24 protein-coding genes and 1 pseudogene are annotated in these 22,458 nt (G+C 65.2%); 8 read left to right on the top strand and 17 right to left on the bottom strand.

Going from position 1 to position 22,458, the window contains the following annotated elements; all coding sequences use genetic code 11:
- Positions 1-58: 58 nt before the first annotated feature.
- From LIG30_RS23820 to LIG30_RS23810, 3 genes are all read right to left on the bottom strand, one after another.
- The gene (locus tag LIG30_RS23820) at positions 59-376 is read right to left on the bottom strand and encodes a putative signal transducing protein (protein ID WP_038716098.1); all 318 of its coding nucleotides are present in this window, start codon (positions 374-376) and stop codon (positions 59-61) included.
- An 86-nt stretch (positions 377-462) separates the two neighbouring features.
- Positions 463-1,407, bottom strand: a complete 945-nt coding sequence (rsgA, locus tag LIG30_RS23815) for a ribosome small subunit-dependent GTPase A (RefSeq protein ID WP_038716097.1) — start codon at positions 1,405-1,407, stop codon at positions 463-465.
- Complete coding sequence (locus LIG30_RS23810) at positions 1,404-2,663, bottom strand: M48 family metallopeptidase (RefSeq protein ID WP_038716095.1); 1,260 nt, start codon at positions 2,661-2,663, stop codon at positions 1,404-1,406. Before LIG30_RS23810 ends, rsgA begins: the two co-directional genes overlap by 4 nt.
- A 118-nt stretch (positions 2,664-2,781) precedes the next feature.
- Between LIG30_RS23810 and orn the strand changes: the two genes are divergently transcribed.
- Entirely contained in the window at positions 2,782-3,408 is a 627-nt protein-coding gene (gene orn / locus LIG30_RS23805) for an oligoribonuclease (RefSeq protein ID WP_038716093.1), read from the top strand.
- 19 nt (positions 3,409-3,427) lie between these two features.
- Here orn and mog read toward each other — a convergent pair whose 3' ends face one another.
- Both mog and yjgA read right to left on the bottom strand, forming a co-directional pair.
- Positions 3,428-4,045 (bottom strand): molybdopterin adenylyltransferase, encoded by a 618-nt coding sequence (gene mog, locus LIG30_RS23800; RefSeq protein WP_083494164.1) that lies wholly within the window; start codon positions 4,043-4,045, stop codon positions 3,428-3,430.
- Positions 4,029-4,631, bottom strand: a complete 603-nt coding sequence (gene yjgA / locus LIG30_RS23795; protein WP_326973060.1) for a ribosome biogenesis factor YjgA — start codon at positions 4,629-4,631, stop codon at positions 4,029-4,031. The genes mog and yjgA overlap by 17 nt, the downstream gene beginning before the upstream one ends.
- Positions 4,632-4,760: 129 nt before the next feature.
- Here yjgA and pmbA point away from each other — a divergent pair, with 129 nt between their 5' ends.
- Positions 4,761-6,131 (top strand): metalloprotease PmbA, encoded by a 1,371-nt coding sequence (gene pmbA / locus LIG30_RS23790; RefSeq protein WP_038716087.1) that lies wholly within the window; start codon positions 4,761-4,763, stop codon positions 6,129-6,131.
- 108 nt (positions 6,132-6,239) lie between these two features.
- Here the strand turns inward: pmbA and LIG30_RS23785 are convergent, their stop codons facing one another.
- The 9 genes from LIG30_RS23785 to LIG30_RS23745 form a co-directional block, all read right to left on the bottom strand.
- Complete coding sequence (locus tag LIG30_RS23785; protein ID WP_038716085.1) at positions 6,240-6,740, bottom strand: dihydrofolate reductase; 501 nt, start codon at positions 6,738-6,740, stop codon at positions 6,240-6,242.
- A gap of 91 nt (positions 6,741-6,831) precedes the next feature.
- Positions 6,832-8,262 carry a sigma-54 dependent transcriptional regulator gene (locus LIG30_RS23780; protein ID WP_235510391.1) on the bottom strand — a complete coding sequence of 477 codons (1,431 nt, stop codon included), beginning with the start codon at positions 8,260-8,262 and terminating at the stop codon, positions 6,832-6,834.
- Between the two features lie 70 nt (positions 8,263-8,332).
- Complete coding sequence (locus tag LIG30_RS23775; protein ID WP_038716084.1) at positions 8,333-9,715, bottom strand: hypothetical protein; 1,383 nt, start codon at positions 9,713-9,715, stop codon at positions 8,333-8,335.
- A 115-nt stretch (positions 9,716-9,830) separates the two neighbouring features.
- Positions 9,831-10,658, bottom strand: coding sequence for a hypothetical protein (locus LIG30_RS23770; protein WP_038716083.1), 828 nt, complete (start codon positions 10,656-10,658; stop codon positions 9,831-9,833).
- Positions 10,659-10,664: 6 nt separating this feature from the next.
- Positions 10,665-11,375: a C39 family peptidase gene (locus tag LIG30_RS23765; protein ID WP_038716126.1), complete on the bottom strand. Its 711-nt coding sequence runs from the start codon at positions 11,373-11,375 to the stop codon at positions 10,665-10,667.
- Positions 11,376-11,446: 71 nt separating this feature from the next.
- Entirely contained in the window at positions 11,447-12,877 is a 1,431-nt protein-coding gene (locus LIG30_RS23760; protein WP_038716082.1) for a hypothetical protein, read from the bottom strand.
- Positions 12,878-12,901: 24 nt separating this feature from the next.
- Positions 12,902-13,573, bottom strand: a complete 672-nt coding sequence (locus LIG30_RS23755) for a hypothetical protein (RefSeq protein WP_235510389.1) — start codon at positions 13,571-13,573, stop codon at positions 12,902-12,904.
- A complete protein-coding gene (locus LIG30_RS23750; RefSeq protein ID WP_083494163.1) occupies positions 13,570-14,064 on the bottom strand; it encodes a hypothetical protein in 495 nt (164 codons plus the stop codon). Before LIG30_RS23750 ends, LIG30_RS23755 begins: the two co-directional genes overlap by 4 nt.
- Before the next feature lie 71 nt (positions 14,065-14,135).
- Positions 14,136-14,495, bottom strand: a complete 360-nt coding sequence (locus LIG30_RS23745; protein WP_038716080.1) for a hypothetical protein — start codon at positions 14,493-14,495, stop codon at positions 14,136-14,138.
- A 541-nt stretch (positions 14,496-15,036) separates the two neighbouring features.
- On the opposite strand from LIG30_RS23745, the gene LIG30_RS23740 reads away from it, so the two are divergent.
- The 3 genes and pseudogenes from LIG30_RS23740 to LIG30_RS23730 all read left to right on the top strand — a co-directional run bounded on the left by LIG30_RS23740 (position 15,037) and on the right by LIG30_RS23730 (position 18,059).
- Positions 15,037-16,434 (top strand): sigma-54 dependent transcriptional regulator, encoded by a 1,398-nt coding sequence (locus LIG30_RS23740; protein WP_038716078.1) that lies wholly within the window; start codon positions 15,037-15,039, stop codon positions 16,432-16,434.
- A 41-nt stretch (positions 16,435-16,475) separates the two neighbouring features.
- Positions 16,476-17,057, top strand: a pseudogene (locus LIG30_RS23735) (thymidylate synthase); the annotation flags it as partial.
- A 168-nt stretch (positions 17,058-17,225) separates the two neighbouring features.
- Complete coding sequence (locus LIG30_RS23730) at positions 17,226-18,059, top strand: thymidylate synthase (RefSeq protein ID WP_038716076.1); 834 nt, start codon at positions 17,226-17,228, stop codon at positions 18,057-18,059.
- Positions 18,060-18,113: 54 nt separating this feature from the next.
- Here LIG30_RS23730 and LIG30_RS25760 read toward each other — a convergent pair whose 3' ends face one another.
- Positions 18,114-18,365 (bottom strand): helix-turn-helix domain-containing protein, encoded by a 252-nt coding sequence (locus LIG30_RS25760; protein ID WP_083494162.1) that lies wholly within the window; start codon positions 18,363-18,365, stop codon positions 18,114-18,116.
- A gap of 722 nt (positions 18,366-19,087) precedes the next feature.
- Here LIG30_RS25760 and LIG30_RS23725 point away from each other — a divergent pair.
- From LIG30_RS23725 to LIG30_RS23715, 3 genes are all read left to right on the top strand, one after another.
- Positions 19,088-20,152: a phosphatase PAP2 family protein gene (locus LIG30_RS23725; protein ID WP_235510388.1), complete on the top strand. Its 1,065-nt coding sequence runs from the start codon at positions 19,088-19,090 to the stop codon at positions 20,150-20,152.
- A gap of 202 nt (positions 20,153-20,354) precedes the next feature.
- Positions 20,355-20,924 carry a hypothetical protein gene (locus LIG30_RS23720; protein WP_038716074.1) on the top strand — a complete coding sequence of 190 codons (570 nt, stop codon included), beginning with the start codon at positions 20,355-20,357 and terminating at the stop codon, positions 20,922-20,924.
- 113 nt (positions 20,925-21,037) lie between these two features.
- On the top strand, positions 21,038-21,385 hold the full coding sequence (locus LIG30_RS23715) for a carboxymuconolactone decarboxylase family protein (RefSeq protein WP_038716072.1): 348 nt from the start codon (positions 21,038-21,040) through the stop codon (positions 21,383-21,385).
- Between the two features lie 64 nt (positions 21,386-21,449).
- Here the strand turns inward: LIG30_RS23715 and LIG30_RS23710 are convergent, their stop codons facing one another.
- Entirely contained in the window at positions 21,450-21,704 is a 255-nt protein-coding gene (locus LIG30_RS23710) for a hypothetical protein (protein ID WP_235510387.1), read from the bottom strand.
- A 50-nt stretch (positions 21,705-21,754) separates the two neighbouring features.
- On the bottom strand, positions 21,755-22,458 hold a 704-nt coding region (locus LIG30_RS23705), incomplete at its 5' end, for a GGDEF domain-containing protein (protein WP_038716069.1).

Genomic DNA, 22,458 nt, shown 5'->3' with positions numbered 1-22,458 from the left:
GGAAGCGGATTCGCAGGAAACGGGAAGGCCGGCTCGATGCCGGCCTTTTTGCTGGGCGTCAGCCGTCGCGCGGGTCGCGTGCCGCGCCGCAATGCCAGCATGCGGTGAACTGCGCTTCGAGCTCCTCGCCGCAGTGCCTGCAGCGCCACGGCGTCGCGCCGGCAGCGGGGCCGTGCGACGCGGCGTCGAGCAAGCGGTGGGCGAGCGCGTCGTCGCGTTCGTCGTCGAGCCAGATCTCGGGCGCGCAGGCGTCGGCGGGAATGCCGCCGAGCGCGCCCGTCGCATAGCGGTTGTGCAGCTCGCAGCCGATGCCGGCGGCTTCGAGGACATTGGCCCAATGCTGCGCGGTGGCGAGATCCGGAGCCCTGAAACGCATGACGCCTCCTGTCGGCGGGGCGGCCGGCGCGCGGGGCGGTTCACGTGCGGAACGCGCCGCTGGCGCGGTCCGCCCGGCAATCGCGGTCAGCGCACGATCTGGCTCGCCTCGTGCACGAGTTGCGCGTACAGCGCATGCCGGGTCGGCGCGACGCGGCCCTCGGCGACGGCCTCGAGAATCGCGCAGCCCGGCTCGTGCAGGTGATGACAATTATAGAAACGGCAGTGCGCGAGCAGCGGGCGGAATTCCGGAAACGCGCGCTCGAGCCGGCCTTCCGTCAGATGATAGAGGCCGAACTCCTGAAAGCCCGGCGAATCGATCAGCGCGCCGCTTTCGGGCAGCGGATAGAGGCGGGTGAACGTCGTCGTGTGGCGTCCGCTGTTGAGCGCGGCCGAGATTTCGCGAGTCGCCGCTTCCGCATCGGGCACGAGCAGGTTGACGAGCGTCGACTTGCCCATCCCCGACTGCCCGAGCAGGATCGTCGAACGGCCGGCAAGGTGCGGCGCGAGTTGCGCGCGCGCGTCGTCGGGCGCGCCCTTGACCGACAGTTCCAGCACGTCGTAGCCGAGCGCCCGGTACGGCGCGAGCCGCGCGCGCGCGACCGGCAGCGCGGCCTCGACGTCGATCTTGTTCAGCACGATGAGTGGCTTCAGCTCGTTCGCCTCGGCGGCGATTAGCGCGCGCCCGAGCAGATCCTCGCTGAAATAGGGCTCGGTCGCGAGCACGATCAGCAACTGGTCGAGATTGGCCGCGAACAGCTTCGACTTGAACTGGTCGGAGCGGTACAGCAGGTTGTGCCGTTCGCCGATCGCGGCGATCACGCCCTGATCGGCGGACGTGCGCTCGTACGTGACGCGGTCGCCGACCGCGACCTCGCTTTTCTTGCCGCGCGGAAAGCACTGCAGCATCGGGCCGCCGTCGTCGGGCGCGACGATGTAGTGGCGGCCGTGCGCCGCGATCACGCGGCCTTCGGCACGTTCCGCGCCTGATGCGCGCGGGGCCGGTTTGCGGGGGGAGGTCGGCCGGCTCATGCGAGTTTCAGCAGCCGGTCGATCCGCTGCGACGCAGGCGGGTGCGAATAGTAGAACGCGGTGTAGAGCGGGTCGGGCGTCAGCGTCGACGCGTTGTCCTCGTAGAGCTTGACGAGCGCGTTGACGAGATCCTGCGCATCGGTCTGGCTGGCCGCGAACGCGTCCGCCTCGAATTCGTGCTTGCGCGACGTGAGGCTGCCGACCGGCGTCGCGAAGAACAGGAACACCGGAATCGCGAGGAAGAACAGCACGAGCGCCGCGCCCGCGTTGCTGCTGCCGAGCGACGGCGTGACGCCGAGCCCGGTGAAGAACCAGGTCCGCTGCGCGAGCCAGCCGAGCAGCGCAAGCATCGCGAGGCTCAGCACGAACGACACCAGCATGCGCTTCATCACGTGGCGGCGCTTGAAATGCCCGAGCTCGTGCGCGAGCACGGCCTCGATCTCGTTGCCGGACAGCCGCGCGAGCAACGTATCGAAGAACACGATCCGCTTCGACGCGCCGAAGCCGGTGAAGTAGGCGTTGCCGTGCGCGGAGCGGCGGCTGCCGTCCATCACGAACAGGCCCTTGGCCGCGAAGCCGCAGCGCTTCATCAGCCGCTCGATGCGCTCGCGCAGCGCGTCGTCCTTCAGCGGCTCGAACTTGTTGAAGAGCGGCGCGATGAAGGTCGGATAGATCAGCAGGACGAGCAGCTGGAAGCCGACCCAGACCGCCCAGGTCCACAGCCACCACAGGCTGCCGGCCTGGTTCATCAGCCACAGCACGACGAACAGCAGCGGCAGGCCGAGCGCGGCGCCGAGCAGCGCGTTCTTCAGCATGTCGGTGAAGAACAGGCGCCGCGTCATCCGGTTGAAGCCGAAGCGCGCCTCGATGCCGAACTGCCGGTAATACTCGAACGGCAGGTCGATCGCGCTCGTGACCGCGAACACGGACGCGACGAGCGCGACTTGCTGCGCGTAGCCGCGCCCGAGCCAGCCGCTCAGCGCCGCATCGAACGCGCCGACGCCGCCGAGCAGCGTGAGCCCGACCAGCACCGCGGCGCTGACGACGATCTCGAGCATCGTCAGCCGGGTGCGCTCGACCGTGTAGTCGGCCGCGCGCTGGTGCGCGTTGAGCGGAATGGTTGCGCTGAATTGCGGGGGTACGCGATTGCGGTGCGCCGCGACGAAGCGCACCTGCCGCGACGCGAGCCACAGCTTGGTGACGACCATCGCGAGCACGGCGAGCGCGAACAGCAGGGTGAACGAATAAGGTGACATCGAAGGCGCCAAAGGGTTCTATGCGAGAATTATATGTTCTTGCGGACCGGCCCCGCATGTGCGCTGCCGGCCGCTCGCGCGGCGCTGCGGCGCCGCCCGCCATTTTCCAGGATGACTCATGACCGAAATTCCCGCTTCCACCAGCCAGCCCCAACTCGTGCGCAACGAGCTGAACCTCGTCTGGCTCGACATGGAAATGACGGGCCTCGACCCGGATAACGACCGCATCATCGAGATCGCGGTCGTCGTGACCAACTCGACGCTCGAGATCATGGTCGAAGGCCCGGTATTCGCGATCCACCAGAGCGACGCGACGCTCGCGAAGATGGACGACTGGAACAAGACCACCCACGGCCGTTCCGGCCTGATCGACCGCGTGCGCGCGTCGACCGTGACCGAGGAGGACGCTGCCGCGCAGCTCCAGGCGTTCCTCGCGCAGCACGTGCCGCCGGGCAAGTCGCCGATGTGCGGCAACTCGATCTGCCAGGACCGCCGCTTCATGGCGCGCTGGATGCCCGACCTGGAGCGCTTCTTCCACTACCGCAATCTCGACGTCAGCACGCTCAAGGAGCTGTGCCGCCGCTGGCAGCCGGCGATCTACAAGGGGTTCCAGAAGCGCGCGATGCACACCGCGCTCGCCGACATCCACGAGTCGATCGACGAGCTGAAGTACTACCGCAAGCACTTCCTCGTGCCGGCCGCGGCCGCAGCCGCCCCGGCGGACAACGTCGCGCCGGCCGCCTGAGCCGGCAGCCGGCCGCGCGTCATTTCGGGGCGCGCAACGCGCTCTTCGGACGGAACGCCGCGACCACCGCGGCGTCGGTCTCGACGTACGGGCCGCCGATCAGGTCGATGCAGTACGGCACCGCGGCGAAGATGCCGGGCACGGCCGGCCGGCCGTCGCCGGCGCGCAGGCCTTCGAGCGTTTCCTTGATCGACTTCGGCTGGCCGGGCAGGTTGACGATCAGCGCCGCGTGACCGGCGGTCTCGCGGATCACCGCGACCTGCCGCGACAGGATCGCGGTCGGCACGAAGTTCAGGCTGATCTGCCGCATCTGCTCGCCGAATCCCGGCATGTCCTTCGTCGCCACCGCGAGCGTCGCCTCGGGCGTCACGTCGCGGCGCGCGGGGCCGGTGCCGCCCGTCGTCAGCACGAGATCGCAGCCCGCCACATCGACGAGCTCGACGAGCGTCGCCGAGATCGTCGGCGCGTCGTCCTGGATCAGACGCGTCTCGGCACGCCACGGCGACGTGAGCGCGCCGCGCAGCCAGTCCTGCAGCGCGGGAATGCCCTTGTCCTCGTAGACGCCGCTGCTCGCGCGGTCGCTGATCGACACGAGGCCGACCACCAGTTCGTCGGGAGGGTTACGCTTCGTCGTCATGGTCGTCCCCGGCGGGCTCGGCGTCGTCGTCGTCCGAGGCCGCCGCGCCGCTCGCCGTCTTGACCCACTGGAACAGCTCGCGGTAGTAGCGCGGCGGCTTGCCCTGCTGGGTTTCCCGGCGCGCGTTGCGGATCAGCGTGCGGCCTTCCTGCACGTCCGCGTCCGGATGCTGGCGGATGAATTCCGTCAGCGCCGCGTCGTCGGCGAGCAACTGCTCGCGGGTGCGTTCGATCCAGTGCAGGCGCGCGGTCGCGGCCTTGTTCACGCCGCGCTGCGCGTCGAGCGCGGTGCGCAGCGCGGCCGTCTCGTCGTCGGTGAGCGAGCGCATCACGCGGCCGACGTACTGGAGCTGGCGGCGCTTGCCTTCGTGGTCGGTGATGCGGCGCGCTTCGCGCACTGCATCACCGAGACTCTCGGGCATCGGCATGCGCTTGAGTGCGTCCTTCGGCAGGTCGACGAGCGCCTGGCCGAGCGTCTGCAGCTCGTGCATCTCGCGTTTCAACTGGGATTTGCTGGGGCGATCGTAGCCGTGGCCGGCGTCGTCGTCGGCGTGCTCGATCGGCTGAATACGGGTTTTGCGTGTCATGGGCGGCATTGTATCGCGGCGCGGGCGCCCCCAGCTTCTCCGTTGCGGCGCCCCGGACCTTGCTATGATCGCGGGATACGCACCTTTTGACACACGCGGGCCGTCGGCCCGCCACCGGATAACACGAAGATGGCTGCCAATCTCGACGCGCAAGCGCGTTATTTCCCGCATACGCAGGACCAGCTGAAAGAAATCGCCTCGGACATCCTCCGCCATGCGAAGGCGATCGGCGCGACGGACGCCGCGACCGAAATTTCCGAAGGCGACGGCCTGTCGGTGTCGGTGCGGCGCGGCGAGGTCGAGACGATCGAGCACAACCGCGACAAGATGGTCGGCGTAACCGTGTTCATCGGCAAGAAGCGCGGCAACGCGAGCACGTCGGATTTTTCTCCGGCCGCGCTCAAGGACACTGTTGCCGCCGCGTACAACATCGCGCGCTTCACCGCCGAGGACGACGCGGCCGGGCTCGCCGAAGCCGAGCTGCTGGAAAACGCGCCGCAAGACCTCGAGCTGTATCACCCGTGGGAGCTGTCCGCCGACGAGGCGGTCGAGATCGCGCGCCGCGCGGAAGACGCCGCGTTCGCGGTGAGCCCGCAGATCCGCAATTCGGAAGGCGCGAGCGTGTCCGCGCAGCATTCGCAATTCGTGCTGGCGACGAGCCGCGGCTTCCTCGCCGGCTACCCGTATTCGCGCCACTACATCGCGTGCGCGCCGATCGCCGGCAGCGGCCGGCAGATGCAGCGCGACGACTGGTATTCGTCGAAGCGCAGCGCCGCCGATCTCGCCGCGCCGGAAGCGGTGGGCCGCTATGCGGCCGAACGCGCGCTCGCGCGGATGGGCGCGCGCCGGCTCGATACCCGCAAGGTGCCGGTGCTGTTCGAGGCGCCGCTCGTGGCGGGGCTGCTCGGCGCGTTCGTGCAGGCGGTGAGCGGCGGCGCGCTGTATCGCAAGACCTCGTTCCTCGTCGACAGCCTCGGCAAGCCGGTGTTCGCACCGCACGTGCAGGTCGTCGAGGATCCGCACGTGCGGCGTGCGATGGGCAGCGCGCCGTTCGACGAGGAAGGCGTGCGCACGCGCGCGCGCAGTGTCGTCAAGGACGGCGTCGTCGAGGGTTATTTCCTGTCGACCTATTCGGCGCGCAAGCTCGGCACGCAGACGACCGGCAACGCGGGCGGCTCGCACAACCTCGCGCTGAGGAGTTCGCTGACGGAGGCGGGCGACGATTTCGACGCGATGCTGAAGAAGCTCGGCACCGGCCTGTTGCTGACCGAGCTGATGGGGCAGGGCGTGAACTATGTGACGGGCGACTACTCGCGCGGCGCGGCGGGCTTCTGGGTGGAGAACGGCGTGATCCAGTATCCGGTCGAGGAAATCACCGTCGCGAGCACGCTGCAGGACATGTTCCGGCACATCGTCGCGATCGGCTCGGATTCGATCGTGCGCGGCACGAAGGAAACCGGCTCGGTGCTCATCGAGCAGATGACGATCGCCGGCCAGTAAGCCGCGCGGGGTGCGCGCGTGCTGCTCCTGAACGGGCGGCGCGCGCGGGCCGGATGACGACAGCCCGACCGGCGCGAGCCGGTCGGGCTGTTTCGTTTTGCGCGCGGATCAGCCGCGCTTGCGCGCGTAGACGACGAACGCGTACGCGAACGCGTTCGGCGCGGCCGCCTGGTGCGTGTCGCGCGACACTTCCTGCCAGCGCGCCGGATCGGGGGCCGGGAAGGTCGCGTCGCCGTCGAAATCGGCGTCGATCTCGGTGACGACCAGCTTGTCGGCGTGCTCGATGCCCTCCGCATAGAGCTGCGCGCCGCCGATCAGGAATGCCTCGGGCGCGCCGTCGTGCGCGGCGAGCGCGAGCGCGTCGGCGAGCGACGTCACGGTGTCGCAGCCGTCGAAGCGCCGCGCCGCGTCGCGCGACACGACGATGTTGCGGCGCCCCGGCAGCGGCCGCCCGATCGATTCGTGGGTCTTGCGGCCCATGACGATCGGCGCGCCCATCGTCGTGCGCTTGAAGAACGCGAGGTCCTCGGGAAGTTTCCAGGGCAACTGGTTGTCGCGGCCGATGACGCCGTTGCGGGCGCGCGCGACGATCAGGGTCAGCGTCGTCATGAACGTAGGATGGGAAAGCGCAGGGACAGAATGGCGCCGATTCTACCGGATTGCCGGCCGGCGTCGGGCGCGGCGGCCCGCGCCGCCGTGCCTACTCGCCGTGCTCGTCGTCGCCCGCCGCCGCGCGCTGCTCGGTGTCGGACAGGTCCCTCAGCCCGTGCGCGCCCATCAGCCGGTACAGCGTGACGCGCGAAATGCCGAGTTCCGCCGCCGCCTCGGCGAGCCGGTGCCGGTGGCGCAGCAGCGCAGCCTCGATCGCGCGTTTCTCCGCGCGCTCGCGCGCCTCGGCAAGTGTCGTCGACTGCTGGGCCGTGTATTGCCCGAGGTCGAGATCGGACGCCGAGATCAGCCGGCTGTCCGCCATCACGATCGCGCGGCGGATCCGGTTGATCAGTTCGCGCACGTTGCCGGGCCACGGGTAGTTGTACATCGCCTCGACCGCGCACGGCGTGAAGCCGCGGATCTTGCGGGCGCCGTCGCTGCGGAACTTCAGCAGCACGTGATGCGCAAGCAGCTCGATATCCTTGCCGCGGGCGCGCAGCGGCGGCTCGTCGATCCGCAGCACGCAGAGCCGGTGAAACAGGTCGGCGCGAAAGTGCCCGTCGCGCATCGCGGCGTCGAGATCGACATGCGTGGCGGAGATGATCCTCGTGTCGACCGGGATCGATTCGTGGCCGCCGAGCCGCTCGATCCTGCCCTCCTGCAGGAAGCGCAGCATGCTCGCCTGGCTCTCGAGCGGCATGTCGCCGATTTCGTCGAGGAACAGCGTGCCGCCGTGCGCGGACTCGACGCGGCCGATCTTGCGCTGGTTCGCGCCGGTGAACGCACCGCGCTCGTAGCCGAACAGCTCCGATTGCAGCAGGTGATGCGGGATCGCGCCACAGTTGATCGCGACGAACGGCGCCTTGCGCCGCGACGAGCGCTCGTGGATCGCGAGCGCGGTCAGCTCCTTGCCGGTGCCGGATTCGCCGGAGATGAATACCGCCGCGTCGGTGTTCGCGACCTTGCGGATCGTGCGGAACAACCGCTGCATCGCGTCGCAGGTGCCGACCATCTCGTCGTCGCCGGGCGCCGCGACGTCGCTCGCGAGTTCGAGGTCGCAGAGCGTCACCATTCCGTACGCGTGGCCGACGAGGTAGTCGATCGTCGTGTGCGTCGGCGTGCCCTTGATGTAGTCGAAACAGTATTGCCGGATCAGCTTGCGGATGTCGGGCTCCGCGAGCCGCGCGGGATCGGCGAGCGCGACCCAGCCGATCTGCTGATGCCGCAGCACCGGCTCGAGCGGCGTCAGCTCGCGCGATGCGAAGCCGTCGAGATCGACGATCCCCGCGTGCGCGAGATCGGGCTTCACGAGCCGCTGCGCGTCGTGCGCGGACTTCGCGCACAGCACGTCCCAGCGGCGCTCTCGCAAGTGCCCGACGAGCGCCGCGTCGGGGCGGCGCGACAGATACACGAGTGGCCGTACCGCCAGCAGGTGGCAGGGCCCGGCCTCGTCCGAGCGTGCGATCGCGAGATGCGGCACGAAACCCGGCTGGGCGGTTGAAGGGACTGGGCGGGAGTCGTGCACGATAACCTCGTTGCGTGAGCGCGCTTCAGAACGTGTACGGGAAGCGCAGGCCGACGATGAAGTTCGGCGCATCGGGCGTCAGCCCGATCGCGACCGACGCGTTCATCGTCAGGTGCTTGTTGAACACATGGTTGAGGCCGAAACTCAACGTCGATGCCGTCGTCTGGCTGCCCGGCACTCGCTGCCAGCCCTGGCCCGGGGCCTGCGTTTCGGTGGACGGTTCGATCGCCATCGTGTAGGCGATGCTCGCGGAGTCGCGTTCGGAAAACGCGAGCGCAACGCCGCCGCCGAACTGGATGATGTCGCCGAGCTTGACCTTGGCGGGCACGGTCTGGCCGGCCACCGACGATATGTCGGAGAACGAACGGGCGACGTTGTACGTGTAGGACACGCTGCCGAACAGCACGACCGGATCGTAGGTCTTCAGCGCCGAGACGCCGGCCGTGATGCTCCAGAAGCCGGTGCCGGTCGGCAGCTTGTCGGGCGCGACGAGGTTCGTGTTGTTCGGGTCGGCCTGCAGCAACTTGATGCCGAACGGCGACGTGCCGGTCGGCGACTTCACGCGCAGGCTGCCGACGATGTCCGGAATGCTGTCGCGCTCCTTGACGAACTGGTAGTAGATGCCGAAATTGACGTCGCCGAGCGCGTGCGAGCTGACGTTCGTGTCGGACATCGTGCTCGCCGAGGTGCCCGCGCCGCCGTTGATGAAGGTGGCGGTGCGGTACAGGTACGGCACGTCGACGTCGACGCTGATCCGGTCGGTGAGTCCATAGCGGACGTCCACGTCGGACATCAGCTGGTGCGACTTCGTCTGGCCGAGGTTCAGGTTGCCGAGGAAGATCGCGTCGAGCGCAAGAAAGCCGGACAGCTGCAGTTGCCGCCGGTCGTAATAGGTGTCGCTGATGCCCCAGTCGATTGTCAGCTTGTGGTCGAAGAGCGGCGCATGCTCGCGTTGCACGACTGCGTCTTCCGCCGCGGTGCGACCGGGCTCGGTGGCTTTCTGCACGGTGCCGATGGCGCCCGGCGCGCCGCTTTCGCCCGCGCTCGCGGGCGGCGGCGGGTTGACCGGCACGCCGGTCGCGGTGCCGGTGCCTTCGCCGGGCGCAGGCGTGACGGGCGTGTATTGCGAGACCAGCGCCGGCGGCGCGGCGACGCCGTCGCCCGACCCGCCCGGGGCGCCGCGCCCGCGCCGGGCCATCTCGAGATCGACGACCTGACGTTCGAGCACGTCGATCTTGCGCTGCTGCGCGTCGACGACTTTCATCAACGTGTTGAGGCGCTCCTCGAGCGACTGGTCGGCGAGCGCCTGCGCATGCGCGCCCTGCGTGAACGCAAAGCAAAGCACCGCGGCCGGGATGGCGGCGAGCACGGTGCGCGGTTTGCCTGTTGACGACTTGTGATGCGACATGATCCTTCCCCCCGGAATGGACCGCCGGGAGCCGCGCCAAGGGGCGCGGCCCGCTGCGGCCAGAAGTGGCACACGCGTGCGCGGCATGTGCGCTGTCGCGGCTTGCGGGCCGCGCTCATCTCCTCGGAAGGGCGCTGTTCTGCAGCGCCTGGAGGACGCCCATCTGACGGAGCGTCGCTGACGACAGTGACTGGGTGCGCAACAGCAGTTGAAGCTGGTTCGAGACAATCTGGCGATTGCCCGTGACTTGCAGCAGTTGCGCGATCGCACCGGCCTGCTGGGAGGATGCCGGGGAGATCGACTGGGTGGCGAGGCCGGCGGGGGTCTGCAACGCGACGGACAGCCCCTTGCCGGAAAACGAAATCACCGCCTTCACGGTGCCCGACGCATCGCTTGCGGATGCGCTGGCGTTCGACGTCGAGCCGGGCAGGGGCTGCGCCGTCGGATTGTTCGCGTTGAAGTCGATGACGGCCGCATTGGTGCCGGTGTTGTAGTTGCCCGCGACCTGCGTGATCTGCGAGATGCCGTTGACCGAGACCGACTGCCCGCCGGTCGCGATGGCGTTCGGGTTCGCGCCGCTCGGCCCGTCGCCGCCGTCGACGACCCGGGCGAATGTCGTGACGTGCGCGTGGGGCCGGCCGGCGGCATTCGTCGCGACCGACAGCGTGCCTTGCGCGACCGCAAGCGCGCCGTTCGGCAATTGCCATTGGGACACCAGATTCAGCACGAACCCGGAAATCATCGATGCGCCGGCATATTTTCCGGTCTGGTGGGCGAGGACGTCGTCGTCGACGAGCTGCAGCGCCGGTGCAGGCAGTTGGCTGTCGAACGGACGTGATGCATTGAGCGCGCCGGGCGCGTTTTCGGCCGCAACGGCGCTGCTCGCGTAGCCGCACAGGGTGGTGCACCATGCGAGGCAGAGCGGCGAGAGGTAGCGTTTCATGACGAGTCAGAACAGGTCTGCCTTGATCAAGCCGAATTCGACGAAGGGAACCGCGGCGGAACTCGTGCCGAGCGCCTGGTCGCGCAGCTTGAGCGCCAGCGATTCGTTGTTCTGCAACAGGGGGGAATCCTCCTTGAACGGTTTGCCCAGAACGGCGAAGACGAGGCCGTTCCAGGTTCTGGCGAAGTCCTTTTCGAGCAGGATGCGGTTGCCGAGCGCCGGATCGGCGATGAAGATCCGGCCGTCTTCCGCATGCTTGACGATCACGAAATGCTCGTAGCCGTCGAGATTCATCAGCACGAGCACGGGGATCTGCAGGTGATACAGCGCGTCGATGCCGACCCTGAAGCCGCGGCCGCGCAGGCCGAGGGTCTCGACGAACTTCTTCATGTCGAGCATCGAGAAACCATTCTTGACCACGACGTCCGGCGACGAGAATGCCATCATCCGCCGGATCATTTCGGGTTCCGGAATATCGATGTCGTAGCCGTATTTGAGCAGCGTGGCGAGCGCGGCCGAGCCGCAGCTGAAGTCGAACTTCTGGCTGACGATGTCGCGATAGCGCAGGTCGCGGACCGATTTCAGGTGCTTCGTGAGCGGCACGCCCGCGAGCGTGTAGGTGTCGATGCTCGATTGCGCGAAGGCCACCGCGCACCAGACGCCGGTCGCCACGACGGCGGCGATGTGCCGCGACGAAAGCCGATGTTCCCCGGACATGCCGATCTCCTGCCACGCGCGCCGCGTCGCCCGACGAACGGGCGGCACGGCGCGTTCCCCCGGTTGTGCGGTCAATGACCGTTGTTGAGCGCCGCGATCGCGAGGCCGTTGTGCTGCAGGTTGCCGACGCCGCCGGCGATGTTCACGCCGATGTTGCCGGCGGAGCCGTGCAGCGTGTTGGCGCCGAGCAACGCGGTGCCTTCGAAGCGGCCCTTGGCCTGCGCGGCCGCATTCTGCGTGTTGTCGTCCGTGGCGAGCATCGCGACCGTCGACACCTGCGCCGGATTGACGGTCGTCACGGCGCCGGCGAGGCTGTTGTTCTGCACGTTGCCGATGCCCGACGCGACGTTCACGCCGACGTTGCCCGACACGTTCGACAGCGAGCCGTCGCCGATCGTCGCGTTCAGCTTGAAGTTGTTGACGGCGGCCTTGCCCGACGACGACTGGCTGCTGAAGATCTGCGCGTTGCCGAACACGTTGCCGATGTCCACCGACGCGAGCGCGACGTCGTTGCTTTGCGCGTTGCTGATGCCTTCCGCGACGTTGACGCCCAGGTTGCCGGTGACGCCCGACGCGGCGTTGTTGCCGGTGCCCGCGTTGAGCTCGCCGGGCTTGCGGGTGTCGATGTGCTGCGTGACGCTGCCGGTGGTCGTCACGTCAGTCTTGTCGACGTCGAGCTTGTAGCTCCAGGACGTGTTCTTCGAGAACTTTTCGCTCGAGCTCGCCTGCATCGACTTGCTGGACGACGAGGTCGACGACGAATCGTCGTGATGCACCCGCGCCTTGTAGCCGGACTCGCTCTCGGAGTGGCTGGAGCTCGACGACGAACTCATCTTGGCGTCATGCGTGTTGCTGTTCGACGATGCGTTGTCCCATGCGACGCCAGCCGCGCCGGCCACGTAGAGGCTGCCGTTGAAGTTCTCGCTTTCGCTGCTGCCGTGGCGGGTGCGGGTGTGTGACGTGCTCTCGTTTTCGGACGCGGCGACCGTGACCGTCAGCACGCCTGCGACGGCCTTGTGGCCGCTGCTCGCGCTCGTGTCCTGTTGCGACGACGACGATTGCTTCGTGTGGCTCGACTGGGACTTCGAGCTTTCGCCCGAGGCCCATGCCGTCACGCTGTGCGAATCGTGCGACGACGACTTCGATTCGGTCGATTGCGACGACGACATCCTCGAGGACGACTCGTTCGACGAGAACGACGAGCTGCCGCTTACCGACACGTTCTTGTCTTCGTTGTTGAACGTCGTCGTGATCGCGCCCTTCGAGTAGCTCTGGTAGTTCGGATCGAGCACCACGCCGGCCACCGAGACCGACTGGTTGTTGTTGATGACGGCCCCGGCCGTGCTCGTCACGGTCACGCTGCCGAACAGCCTGACCCAGCCATGGATGGCGACCGTGTCGGTGACACCCGTCGTGTTGAACAGATAGGCCTTCGGCGGCGACGCATACACGGAACTGGCTGCTGACGCGAGGATCGCCGCTGCAATGAGTGTGCGCTTCATAGTACGCTCCGTTTCGGTGATGGCTTAGTTAAAAAGAGTGCCCGCCGGGGGACGGAGCACAAAACTGTTTGCCGTGGCATTACCGGCGCCGGAGGTCTGGTTGACTTGTACGATGCCGCTGATATGCTTGAAAGCGTCGCCGCTAATCGACGCTTCGGGCATATCCCGCCCGCCCACCGGGAGTCCCAGTCCACCGTGTCCCGGGGCTGTCTCGGATAGTTCGGTATCCGAGACAGCCCGCACTCCCGCGCCCAGCGTTCCGAGCACGGTGCTGTTGCGCTGAAGATTTCCCGCCCCTGCGCTCTGATTCACCATCAATGCACCCGAGACGTTCGAGAAAGCCGAGCCTTCGATGCGCACGGCCGTGTCGCCGACGCGCGCCGACGTCGTCGCTGCCTGCGTCGACGCGATATATCCGGTGCCTGCCGCAGCGATGCCCAACGCCAGTTGATTGGCTTGCACGTTGTCGAGGCCGGCTGCTTCATTGATTGCGATCACACCGGTCGCACCGGTTGCCGTGCCGGTCGCGATCGTCGCGGTGCCGCTTACGAGCGGCACGTCCTGGGCGTGCGCCGCGGGCAATGCAAGTGCGGCACCGATCGCGAGCACTGCGCCCGCCACGCACGACCGGGCGATGGCATGGCAGCTTGCGGCGGCGCGCAAGCGCGATGGCAGGCATTGCACGAGCGCGTTCATTTGGCGGCTCCCAGCGCGCTCGTGAGCGGCGCGAGCGCATTCGTCACCGCGCCGGAGATCGCGCCGCCGATGCCGCCGGCCGGGCTTGCGCCGCCGACCGCTCCGCGCGCGATCATGCCGCCCGCCGCGCCGGCGGCGTCGCCCGTGAGCACGCGCGTGACCGCCTGCATGCCCGCGTTGCCGCCGAGCATGCCGCCAGGCATGACGCCGTTCGATCCGTGCGCGTTCGTGAGGTCGAGATCCGAGACCATCGTGGCCATCATCGGATTGAAGCTGTTGGCCGGGAACGTGGTCGCGCGCACGCGCACCGGGTCCTGATCCGTCGGCACGGGGCGATACGCGATGCGGGGCGTGATGTCGCGCGTCACGATGATGTCGCCCGGGTTGGTCACTTGCTCCTGCGCACGTGCCGCGCCGCATGCGCCGCCGGCGAGCGCCACGCACAGCGCGACGCGTAGCGGGCGGCGGGACAGGAAGAGCGGAACGTTCATGGTTGATCTCTCGTATCGGGTCGGGGCAGGACGGTTCGTGACGCGTGTGCGTGGCGCGCAGAGGCGTGCCGTTATTTCCTCGTGTAGGTCACGGTATTGCCCTGCATCGTGCGCTGCGCATCGACCGGTATCGGCAACGGCGCGGGCGGCGCGAGTTCGTCCCAGAGCGTCACCGACGGGGGGGTGCCCAGCATCTGCGGCGTCGCCGCCACCATGACGAAGCCGGGTGCGCGGCCGCGCTGCTGGTTGAGCGTGTCCTCGTCGATCTGGGCATAACGGTTCATCACCGTAGCGTCCTTGACCTGCGACACAGGCACGAGGCCCGGCTCGTCCGGTTGCGCGGCCTCTTGCGCGACGCAGCTGAACGGCGCGGACGCAGTTGCGAGCGCGACGGCCATCCAGATGAAGAAGGGGCGATGGAGGTTTCGCATGGCGTGTCTCCGGTATGCCGGGTATCCAGCGAAATACATGCCATCGTGCTCAAACCGTTGTCGCAATTGCGATTGGCAATCCGGCGTCAAGAATCGCGAGGCTAAATGCAAAAAAAATGTTTCAGGCCTGAAACGAGGGGGCTTGGGAATACTGCGGATTCAACCGGGCCGCTTCAGGGCTGAAAATCACGACGTGTCATTCACGCCCCGGTTCGTCGGCCATGCGATTGCGCGCTTATGTGCAGAGGATTAACCCAAGCTGTCGTCGGGTTAAGCATTGTTAAGCATTGGGCTGTTTTTCGAAATCGATTTGTTTTGTTTGGCGTGTATAACTAAGCTGCTTTAACCACAAGAAAAACATCCGAAGAGACTCGCCAGAGCCCTCGATTCCGATACGTGCCGTGAATGCGAGGAGAGCGGTGCCGCCTCGCCGTGAACCGGTGAATCGAGCCAGCCTGCGCGTGGACCCTGTTTGATCCTTTCACCACGCGAGGGCGCGTGTGCCGGTAATCGTAAGACGGTTGATGAACGGGGTGTGGGTATGGAAGCCGAGGCGCGGCATGTGATCTATTTCTCGCGTGAGCCGAGCGAGACATTGCGCGGGCAGTTCGATGCACGCGGCTGGCGCGTGGATCTCGCGCAGACGGTCCGGGACGTGCGGCGCGCCGCGCAGCAGGGCGTCGCCAAGGCCGGGCTGCTCGATTTCTCGTCGGGATTCAAATCATCCGATCTGCGCGAGCTGGAGGGCTGCCTCACGATTCCGCATATCGGCTGGATCGCGGCCACGCAACGGGGCCAGCTTCAGGACGCCGTGCTGCGCCACCTGATTCGCGACTACTGCTTCGACTACGTGACGATGCCTTACGAGACGGCGCGCATCATCGAGACGGTCGGTCATGCGCACGGGATGGTCACGCTCACGGATCTCGTCGCGCCACCGGCGGCAGTGGGGCGCAGCGAAGGCGAGATGGTCGGCACCTGCGACGCGATGCTCGCGCTGTTCAAGATGATTCGCCGTGTCGCGACGACCGACGCGCCCGTCTTCATCTCCGGCGAATCCGGCACCGGCAAGGAACTGACGGCCGTCGCGATTCACGAGCGCTCGGCGCGCGCGCGCGGGCCGTTCGTCGCGATCAATTGCGGCGCGATTCCGGCGACGCTGCTGCAGGCCGAGCTGTTCGGCTACGAACGCGGCGCGTTCACCGGCGCGAACCAGCGCAAGATCGGTCGCGTCGAGTCCGCGCACGGCGGCACGCTGTTCCTCGATGAAATCGGCGATCTGCCGCTCGAGAGCCAGGCGAGCCTGCTGCGCTTCCTGCAGGAGGGCAAGATCGAGCGGCTCGGCGGCCACGGGTCGATTCCGGTCGACGTGCGCGCGATCTGCGCGACGCACGTCGACATGCACGCGGCGCTCGGCGAAGGCCGCTTTCGCGAAGACCTGTTCCATCGGCTTTGCGTGCTGAGGATCGAGGAGCCGCCGCTGCGTGCCCGCGGCAAGGATATCGAGGTGCTCGCCCGCCACATGCTCGAGCGCTTCAAGGGCGACGCGCACCGCCGGCTGCGCGGCTTCTCGCCCGATGCGATCGCCGCGCTGTACGGCTATGCGTGGCCTGGCAACGTGCGCGAGCTGATCAACCGCGTGCGCCGCGCGATCGTGATGTCCGAAGGCAGGATGATCAGCGCGGAGGATCTCGAACTCGGCGACTACGCGGCGCTCGCGCCGGTATCGCTCGTCGAGGCGCGCGAGGCTGCCGAGCGGCAGGCGATCGAACACGCGCTGCAGCGCCATCACGGGCGCTTCGCCGATGCGGCGCGTGAGCTGGGCGTGTCGCGCGTCACGCTGTACCGGCTGATGTGCGCGCACGGGATGCGCGATCGTGGCGACGCGCTCACGGGCCTCGCGCCGCCGCCACACGAGACATCGGGCCACGCTTGCTAGAATTGCCGGGTGCGGCCGCAGTCGCGGCCGAAGGAACCCGCATGAAACAGTATCTCGATCTCGTTCGCACTATCCTCGACACCGGCTCCTGGCAGGAAAACCGCACGGGCATCCGCACCATCAGCATGCCCGGCGCCATGCTGCGCTTCGACCTGCAGCAAGGCTTTCCGGCCGTGACGACGAAGAAGCTCGCGTTCAAGTCGGCGATCGGCGAGCTGGTGGGCTTCCTGCGCGCGTCGAGGAGCGCGGCGGACTTCCGCGCGCTCGGCTGCAAGGTGTGGGATTCCAACGCGAACGAGAACGCGCAGTGGCTTGCGAATCCGTACCGTCAGGGCGTCGACGATCTCGGCGACGTCTATGGCGTGCAATGGCGCCAGTGGCCCGGCTACAAGGTGCTCGACGCGGGCGCCGACGCGCAGATCGCCGATGCGACGCAGCGCGGCTTTCGCGTCGTCACGCGCTTCGACGAGGACGGTGCGCCGAAAGTGCTGCTGTACAAGGCGATCGACCAGCTGCGCCAATGCCTCGACACGATCATGCAGAACCCGTCCGACCGTCGCATCCTGTTCCACGCATGGAATCCGGCGGTGCTCGACCAGATCGCGCTGCCGGCTTGCCACATCTTTGTGACCCGGTGCAGTTACGGGCTACGCCGAATCCTTTGCCGGACAAGGGAGATGAGCGAAGCGATTGCCCGTAAGATTACGGGCAATTCACGCATCGCGCTGAAACCCCTTTAATATATAAGCCTGACGCGGCAGCATGCGGCCCTTATTTTTTGTAGCTCGAACATGATTCAATACCTCGACCTCCTGCGCGACATCTTGTCGACCGGCTCCAAGAAGATGGACCGGACCGGCACCGGGACGATTAGTGTTTTCGGGCGCCAGCTTCGCTTTGACTTGTCTGAGGGTTTTCCTCTCGTCACCACTAAGCGCATCCACATGAAGAGTGTCATTCATGAGTTGCTTTGGTTCCTGAACGGTGACACAAACATCAAGTACCTGAACGAGAACGGCGTCACCATTTGGGATGAGTGGGCGGACGAGAACGGTAACCTCGGTCCGGTCTATGGTCATCAGTGGCGTTTCTGGCCGCGCCCGGATGGCACAGTTGTTGACCAGGTCGCGCAGCTCGTCAACCAGATTAAGAACCGGCCGAACTCGCGCCGCCTGTTGCTGACGGCACTGAATGTGGCAGAGTTTCCGGATGAGAGCGTGTCGCCGGTCGAGAACGTTAAAGAGGGGCGGATGGCGTTGGCGCCGTGCCATTGTCTTGCCCAGTTCTATGTAAGCGAAGGCAAGCTGAGCTGCCTCTTGTATTGTCGCAGCCAAGACGCCTTCCTCGGGACGCCCTTCAATATCGCGAGTTATGCGTTGCTCGTTCACATGCTGGCGCAGCAGTGCGACCTCGAAGTTGGCGAGCTGATTTGGACTGGGGGCGATTGCCACATCTACATGAACCATCTGGAACAGGTTAACGAGCAACTCACGCGTGAGCCGTACCCGCTCCCCACGCTCAAACTCGCTCGAAAGCCGGATGACATTTTCAGCTATCTTTACGAAGACTTCGTGATTGAGGGCTACCAGCACCACCCTGCCATCAAGGCGCCTATCGCGGTCTAAGCAGCAACTCTCTGACGTGGGGCGAGGTAAACAACCTCGCGTCCGCAAACACCATCACCGCACATGCAATGTCGGGCTCAGCAGCTCGTACACTTCGTACCCCAACGCCTTCGCGATTCTTGCAATCGTATCTAACGAGGCGTTTCTTTCCGCTCGCTCCAAACCTCCGATGTACGTGCGGTGAAGTCCCACTAGTTGCCCCAACTCTTCCTGATTGAGCCCTTTGTGAGCACGCGCGCTGCGCAGATTTGCAGCGAGCAGGCGCCGGGTGTGGCATTCGTACTCCTCTAAAAGTTCCGAGTTCATTTTGCCCTTGACATGGAGCCTTCGCGCTACTATTTTGTATCCAATAGATACGGAAAAGTATCTATTTGACGACTGGATAGTCCGCCGGCGACGGGGAGTGCGTTTCACATTAACGCATTTTACGTTATACGTTGCCGCTTGGGCGAATCCATCCTTCCCCAGTTTCGACTCCTATCCGACTGGACCCGGAGGCGCATGGCAAAGCCCAAACAACCACGACCAGTAATGGTGTCCGAACATGGACGGAGCGTCGCGGGGCTAGTGATACTCCGCGCCCCGCTGGTATATGAAGTCCCTTCTCTATATAGGGTCTTTGACTTCACTTTTCTTCGCTCGGTTCTGCCGTCTTCCTTCGCGGACGAAGTTGCCGAGACGCTGGCGAAGGCCTTTGCCAACGGAGATAGCCGGGCGTACGCTCTCCACAAGCTTTTTGTATTGCGGAACTTCGTGGCGTTCGTGGCTACCGATGAGGAGTTGCGTGTCGAGGTCGCGAACGCATGTCGCGGCGGAACGATGGGAGACAGCGGGCCTCTTACAAAAGCCATAACGTGCTGGTTCGCGGCAAGAAAGTCGGAGTTGTATCCCAAGCAGGCAACCACGCTTGCCGAACACTTGAATGGCCTGAGGTCATGCCTGCGGCCTCTGTTTCTAGCTGGAAAAGTAGGCAGGGTTACTTTCCCGAGGATGAGTACCAGCACGGCAGCCTTGATAACGCACGGTCGATGGCGACACTCGCCTTGTACTGCGTCGCTACGAGCACGCTGGTATTGCTGTCGAGCCCGCTCAACGCGTTTCGTGGCGTGTCGATTGCGATGATGCTTGCATCATTCGTCGCAACCCTCGTCATAGCGCCGCTTGAGACTTTCTTTGGCTTCGCGTTACCGTCGCCCATCATGTTTATCCCGTCCGCGCTGGTGGTCGTGGTGACGGTCGTCGTCATGAAACGGCTCATTGATAAATTGACCGCCTCGCCGGCGTCGCCAGGTGGCGGGTTCAGCGCGCTCCATAATAAGCCGCTCACGTGGAGGTTGGTGTTCACGCGCGTCGGCATGCGCAATGCGCTGGTTGCTGTCGTGTTGGTGATTGGCGGGATGTGGCTTTTTTTCGGGATGCTCGAAGATGTCGTTACACGAGACCCGCTTGTTGAGGTCGACGTCATGATTCATGACGTGTTGCAGCGCATGCGATTTCCGATGCTCGACTCGCTCATGGTCGCAATGTCTGAGTTGGGAGATGCGGCCGTCACGGTACCGGTGATTTTCGTCGTACTTGGCTGGTTTGTCTGGCGCCGGCAGCTGCGAAGCGCGCTCTATTGGGTCGCGGCCGTTGGTTTGGCTCAGGTATTCGTTGAAACGGTCAAGTTCGTCATCCGACGGCCTCGTCCGGTGTTGATGTATGACGGTGTGAACAGCTTCTCGTTTCCCAGCAATCACGCGACATTAAGTGTTGTGACATACGGCTTTTTGGCGTTCTTCGTCGCACGCGCCTTCGGTGACGCATGGAGTCGTCGTATCGCAATCGCGGCGGGGCTGCTCATCTTCCTCATTTCATTTTCACGGCTCTACCTCGGGGTACACTGGTTTTCGGACGTGGCGGCAGGCGTCAGTTTTGGCATCGCGTGTATCGCCACGGCCGCACTGCTTCACCACGTGGGCGACGACAGGCAAGTGCAGACCCGTTCGCTTGCCATCGCAGCGATGATGACGTTCTTCCTGAGCGCCGCCGTATACATCTTCATGCAGCATGGCGCGGACATGATTCGATATTCCGCCAAAGCGATGCCGTGATTCAAGCTGAAGCATATCGGCGACATCAGTGGGACTTCGGCAACCGCAGATTGCGCAGGGAGGTCCGCCCGCTCGCACGAACTCAACGCATACCGACCGTTGATGCACATCAAAAGTAGGCGTAGCCGCAGACGTATGCTTCGAACGAAACAAGAAGTCGAGCGAATTGCCCTGTCACTCCTTACGTCTATACGGAGGCGTCGTGAAAAAAATTGTGCTTGCAGCGGTTATCGGAATATCCCTGACATCACCGCTGGCCCATGCGGCAGCGAAAGATGGGGCGACTACGAAGAGCAGCTCGAAATCGCAGGCTCCGAACACGGCCGAATTTGACAAAAGTCTGGCTCAGCTTCGAGAGCAGATGACCACCATGCACGCGCAGATGGACCAGATTGGCAAAACCCAGGACCCGCAGGAGCGTCAGAGACTCCTGCAGCAGCATTGGGAGACGATGCAGAGCGCGATGGGCACCATGCGAGGCATGTGGGGGCCGGGAATGATGGGCTATGGCGGGATGGGGCCTGGAATGATGGGCCCCGGCATGATGGGGCGTGGCGGTGCTGGAATGATGGGTGGCGCGGGCCCCGGCGGTGGTGGATGGGGTCACATGGGCGGGTACTATTCCCAGCTGACACCTGAGCAATTGCGGAAGCGGCAATACATGAGCGACCAGTATCTTCAAATGCAGCAGGAAATGATGAACAACATGATGTGGCAGCAGCAATACCGGATGGGGCCTCCTGTTGTCGCCCCGGAGCCCGGGAAGAAATAGCGCTTGGCTGGAACGAAATTGTCTGGCGGATGGCCGGTCATGCGATTGACCTGCTGCTCGCCCATCCGCACGGCGTGACCGATGTTGTGCGATTGATATAGGAGGCTAGACGTATGAGTGGGGTTCCAAATTTCCAGGCAGTAGTCGACGATGTATCTGGTCAGATGCGGCGCCTGCGTGACACCCAGCCCGAGTTGATGACGGCATTCAGCCAGCTTGCCGCGGCCGGCACCAAGGACGGCGCGCTGAGCAGGAAGACCCGGGAGCTTGTGGCGCTCGGCATCGCCGTCGCGAGCCGTTGCGACGACTGCATTGGCTTTCACGTCAAGGCGCTCGTCAAGCTCGGCACGACACGCGCCGAACTGGAGGAAGTGCTGGGAACCGCCGTGTACATGGGCGGCGGTCCGTCGATGATGTATGCGACGCACGCGCTCGCCGCATTCGAGCAGTTCTCGCCCTGATTCGAGGCACGGTGCCCATCGTCACCTGCTCCAGACCGGCCTCCCCTACGGGGGCCTCGGCGAGCTACGCTATCAGCGCGGTTCGCTGCGACAAGGTGTCGGCGACCCGGCGAATGAATGGAACCTCATACGTGCCGCGCTGGCAGAGCATCGGATAGGGCGTTCCGCTTGCCAGTAGCGACTGGTTGACGACCCACGCATAGGGCGCAATGCCCGCACGCGCCAGGTCGGCTTGCAGGCGCTCGGCCTCATGCACCGGCGTCGCTTCCGGCAACGCGACTATGCAGCCCAGCGTGTTTTCACGGTGCGGCCCAGTCACGCATGACACCCTGAATTCAGATTCAGCTAGTTTGCCAGGTTGTTGCGTGCCTAATCGGCAAATACCGTTTGCCCATTGCTATGCCTCTTAGCACGATACATGGCGCTATCGGCACATCGCATCAGGACACGGATGTCAGAGGCGGTGCTCTCAGTACCCACGGATAACATACAAACACCGATGCTCGCGGATACATCAATCCGGTGGCCATCGATGGTATGGATGTTGGCGAGGATGGCATGAATGCTATTGGCAATTGTTCGTGCACCAGTTCTACCATCGACGTGTCGCGCCAGAACCACGAATTCATCTCCTCCCAAACGCGCAACCGTATCGCCTTGGCGCAAGTTGGCTCGTAGTTTCTTCGCGAACAACTGCAGCAGTTCATCGCCCACCGCATGCCCGTAGGCATCATTTACCTGCTTGAAGCCATCTAAATCAATAAGAAATAGAGCAGTATTGCCGGATTTAACGCTTTGAATGGCCAGAACTCGTTCGATGGCTCGCTCAAAGGAGGCGCGATTCCCAACCCCCGTGAGTGGGTCGGTTGCCGCCTGCTGCTCGAGCCGCTGAAACAATAGTGACAGGTAGAGGCAGGTGGCGGCTACTCCAATGAACAGACCGACGCCTACCTCTGGATTCGCGTTCCACCAAGATTCCCAGCACATCAGGCCTGCGATGCCGAATAGCGCAACGGCGCCCGACAGTATCAAGGTGCGCTTGCCGTACCGACGTAAGCGTCCGGCGAACCCGT

The sequence above is a fragment of the Burkholderia sp. lig30 genome, assembly GCF_000687455.2.
GTDB lineage: Bacteria > Pseudomonadota > Gammaproteobacteria > Burkholderiales > Burkholderiaceae > Burkholderia.
This window is presented reverse-complemented; position numbering and strand designations above follow the sequence as displayed.

Excerpts from the sequence above, each read along its gene's own strand:
- LIG30_RS23820 (WP_038716098.1), bottom strand. The coding sequence starts at position 376 with ATGCGTTTCAGGGCTCCGGATCTCGCCACCGCGCAGCATTGGGCCAAT.
- LIG30_RS23730 (WP_038716076.1), top strand. The coding sequence starts at position 17,226 with ATGATTCAATACCTCGACCTCCTGCGCGACATCTTGTCGACCGGCTCC.
- pmbA (WP_038716087.1), top strand. The coding sequence starts at position 4,761 with ATGGCTGCCAATCTCGACGCGCAAGCGCGTTATTTCCCGCATACGCAG.
- LIG30_RS23740 (WP_038716078.1), top strand. The coding sequence starts at position 15,037 with ATGGAAGCCGAGGCGCGGCATGTGATCTATTTCTCGCGTGAGCCGAGC.
- LIG30_RS25760 (WP_083494162.1), bottom strand. The coding sequence starts at position 18,365 with ATGAACTCGGAACTTTTAGAGGAGTACGAATGCCACACCCGGCGCCTG.
- LIG30_RS23760 (WP_038716082.1), bottom strand. The coding sequence starts at position 12,877 with ATGAAGCGCACACTCATTGCAGCGGCGATCCTCGCGTCAGCAGCCAGT.
- LIG30_RS23810 (WP_038716095.1), bottom strand. The coding sequence starts at position 2,663 with ATGTCACCTTATTCGTTCACCCTGCTGTTCGCGCTCGCCGTGCTCGCG.
- LIG30_RS23765 (WP_038716126.1), bottom strand. The coding sequence starts at position 11,375 with ATGTCCGGGGAACATCGGCTTTCGTCGCGGCACATCGCCGCCGTCGTG.
- LIG30_RS23725 (WP_235510388.1), top strand. The coding sequence starts at position 19,088 with ATGGCGACACTCGCCTTGTACTGCGTCGCTACGAGCACGCTGGTATTG.
- LIG30_RS23745 (WP_038716080.1), bottom strand. The coding sequence starts at position 14,495 with ATGCGAAACCTCCATCGCCCCTTCTTCATCTGGATGGCCGTCGCGCTC.
- LIG30_RS23750 (WP_083494163.1), bottom strand. The coding sequence starts at position 14,064 with ATGAACGTTCCGCTCTTCCTGTCCCGCCGCCCGCTACGCGTCGCGCTG.
- orn (WP_038716093.1), top strand. The coding sequence starts at position 2,782 with ATGACCGAAATTCCCGCTTCCACCAGCCAGCCCCAACTCGTGCGCAAC.
- yjgA (WP_326973060.1), bottom strand. The coding sequence starts at position 4,631 with ATGACACGCAAAACCCGTATTCAGCCGATCGAGCACGCCGACGACGAC.
- LIG30_RS23770 (WP_038716083.1), bottom strand. The coding sequence starts at position 10,658 with ATGAAACGCTACCTCTCGCCGCTCTGCCTCGCATGGTGCACCACCCTG.
- mog (WP_083494164.1), bottom strand. The coding sequence starts at position 4,045 with ATGACGACGAAGCGTAACCCTCCCGACGAACTGGTGGTCGGCCTCGTG.
- LIG30_RS23785 (WP_038716085.1), bottom strand. The coding sequence starts at position 6,740 with ATGACGACGCTGACCCTGATCGTCGCGCGCGCCCGCAACGGCGTCATC.
- rsgA (WP_038716097.1), bottom strand. The coding sequence starts at position 1,407 with ATGAGCCGGCCGACCTCCCCCCGCAAACCGGCCCCGCGCGCATCAGGC.
- LIG30_RS23715 (WP_038716072.1), top strand. The coding sequence starts at position 21,038 with ATGAGTGGGGTTCCAAATTTCCAGGCAGTAGTCGACGATGTATCTGGT.
- LIG30_RS23755 (WP_235510389.1), bottom strand. The coding sequence starts at position 13,573 with ATGAACGCGCTCGTGCAATGCCTGCCATCGCGCTTGCGCGCCGCCGCA.
- LIG30_RS23775 (WP_038716084.1), bottom strand. The coding sequence starts at position 9,715 with ATGTCGCATCACAAGTCGTCAACAGGCAAACCGCGCACCGTGCTCGCC.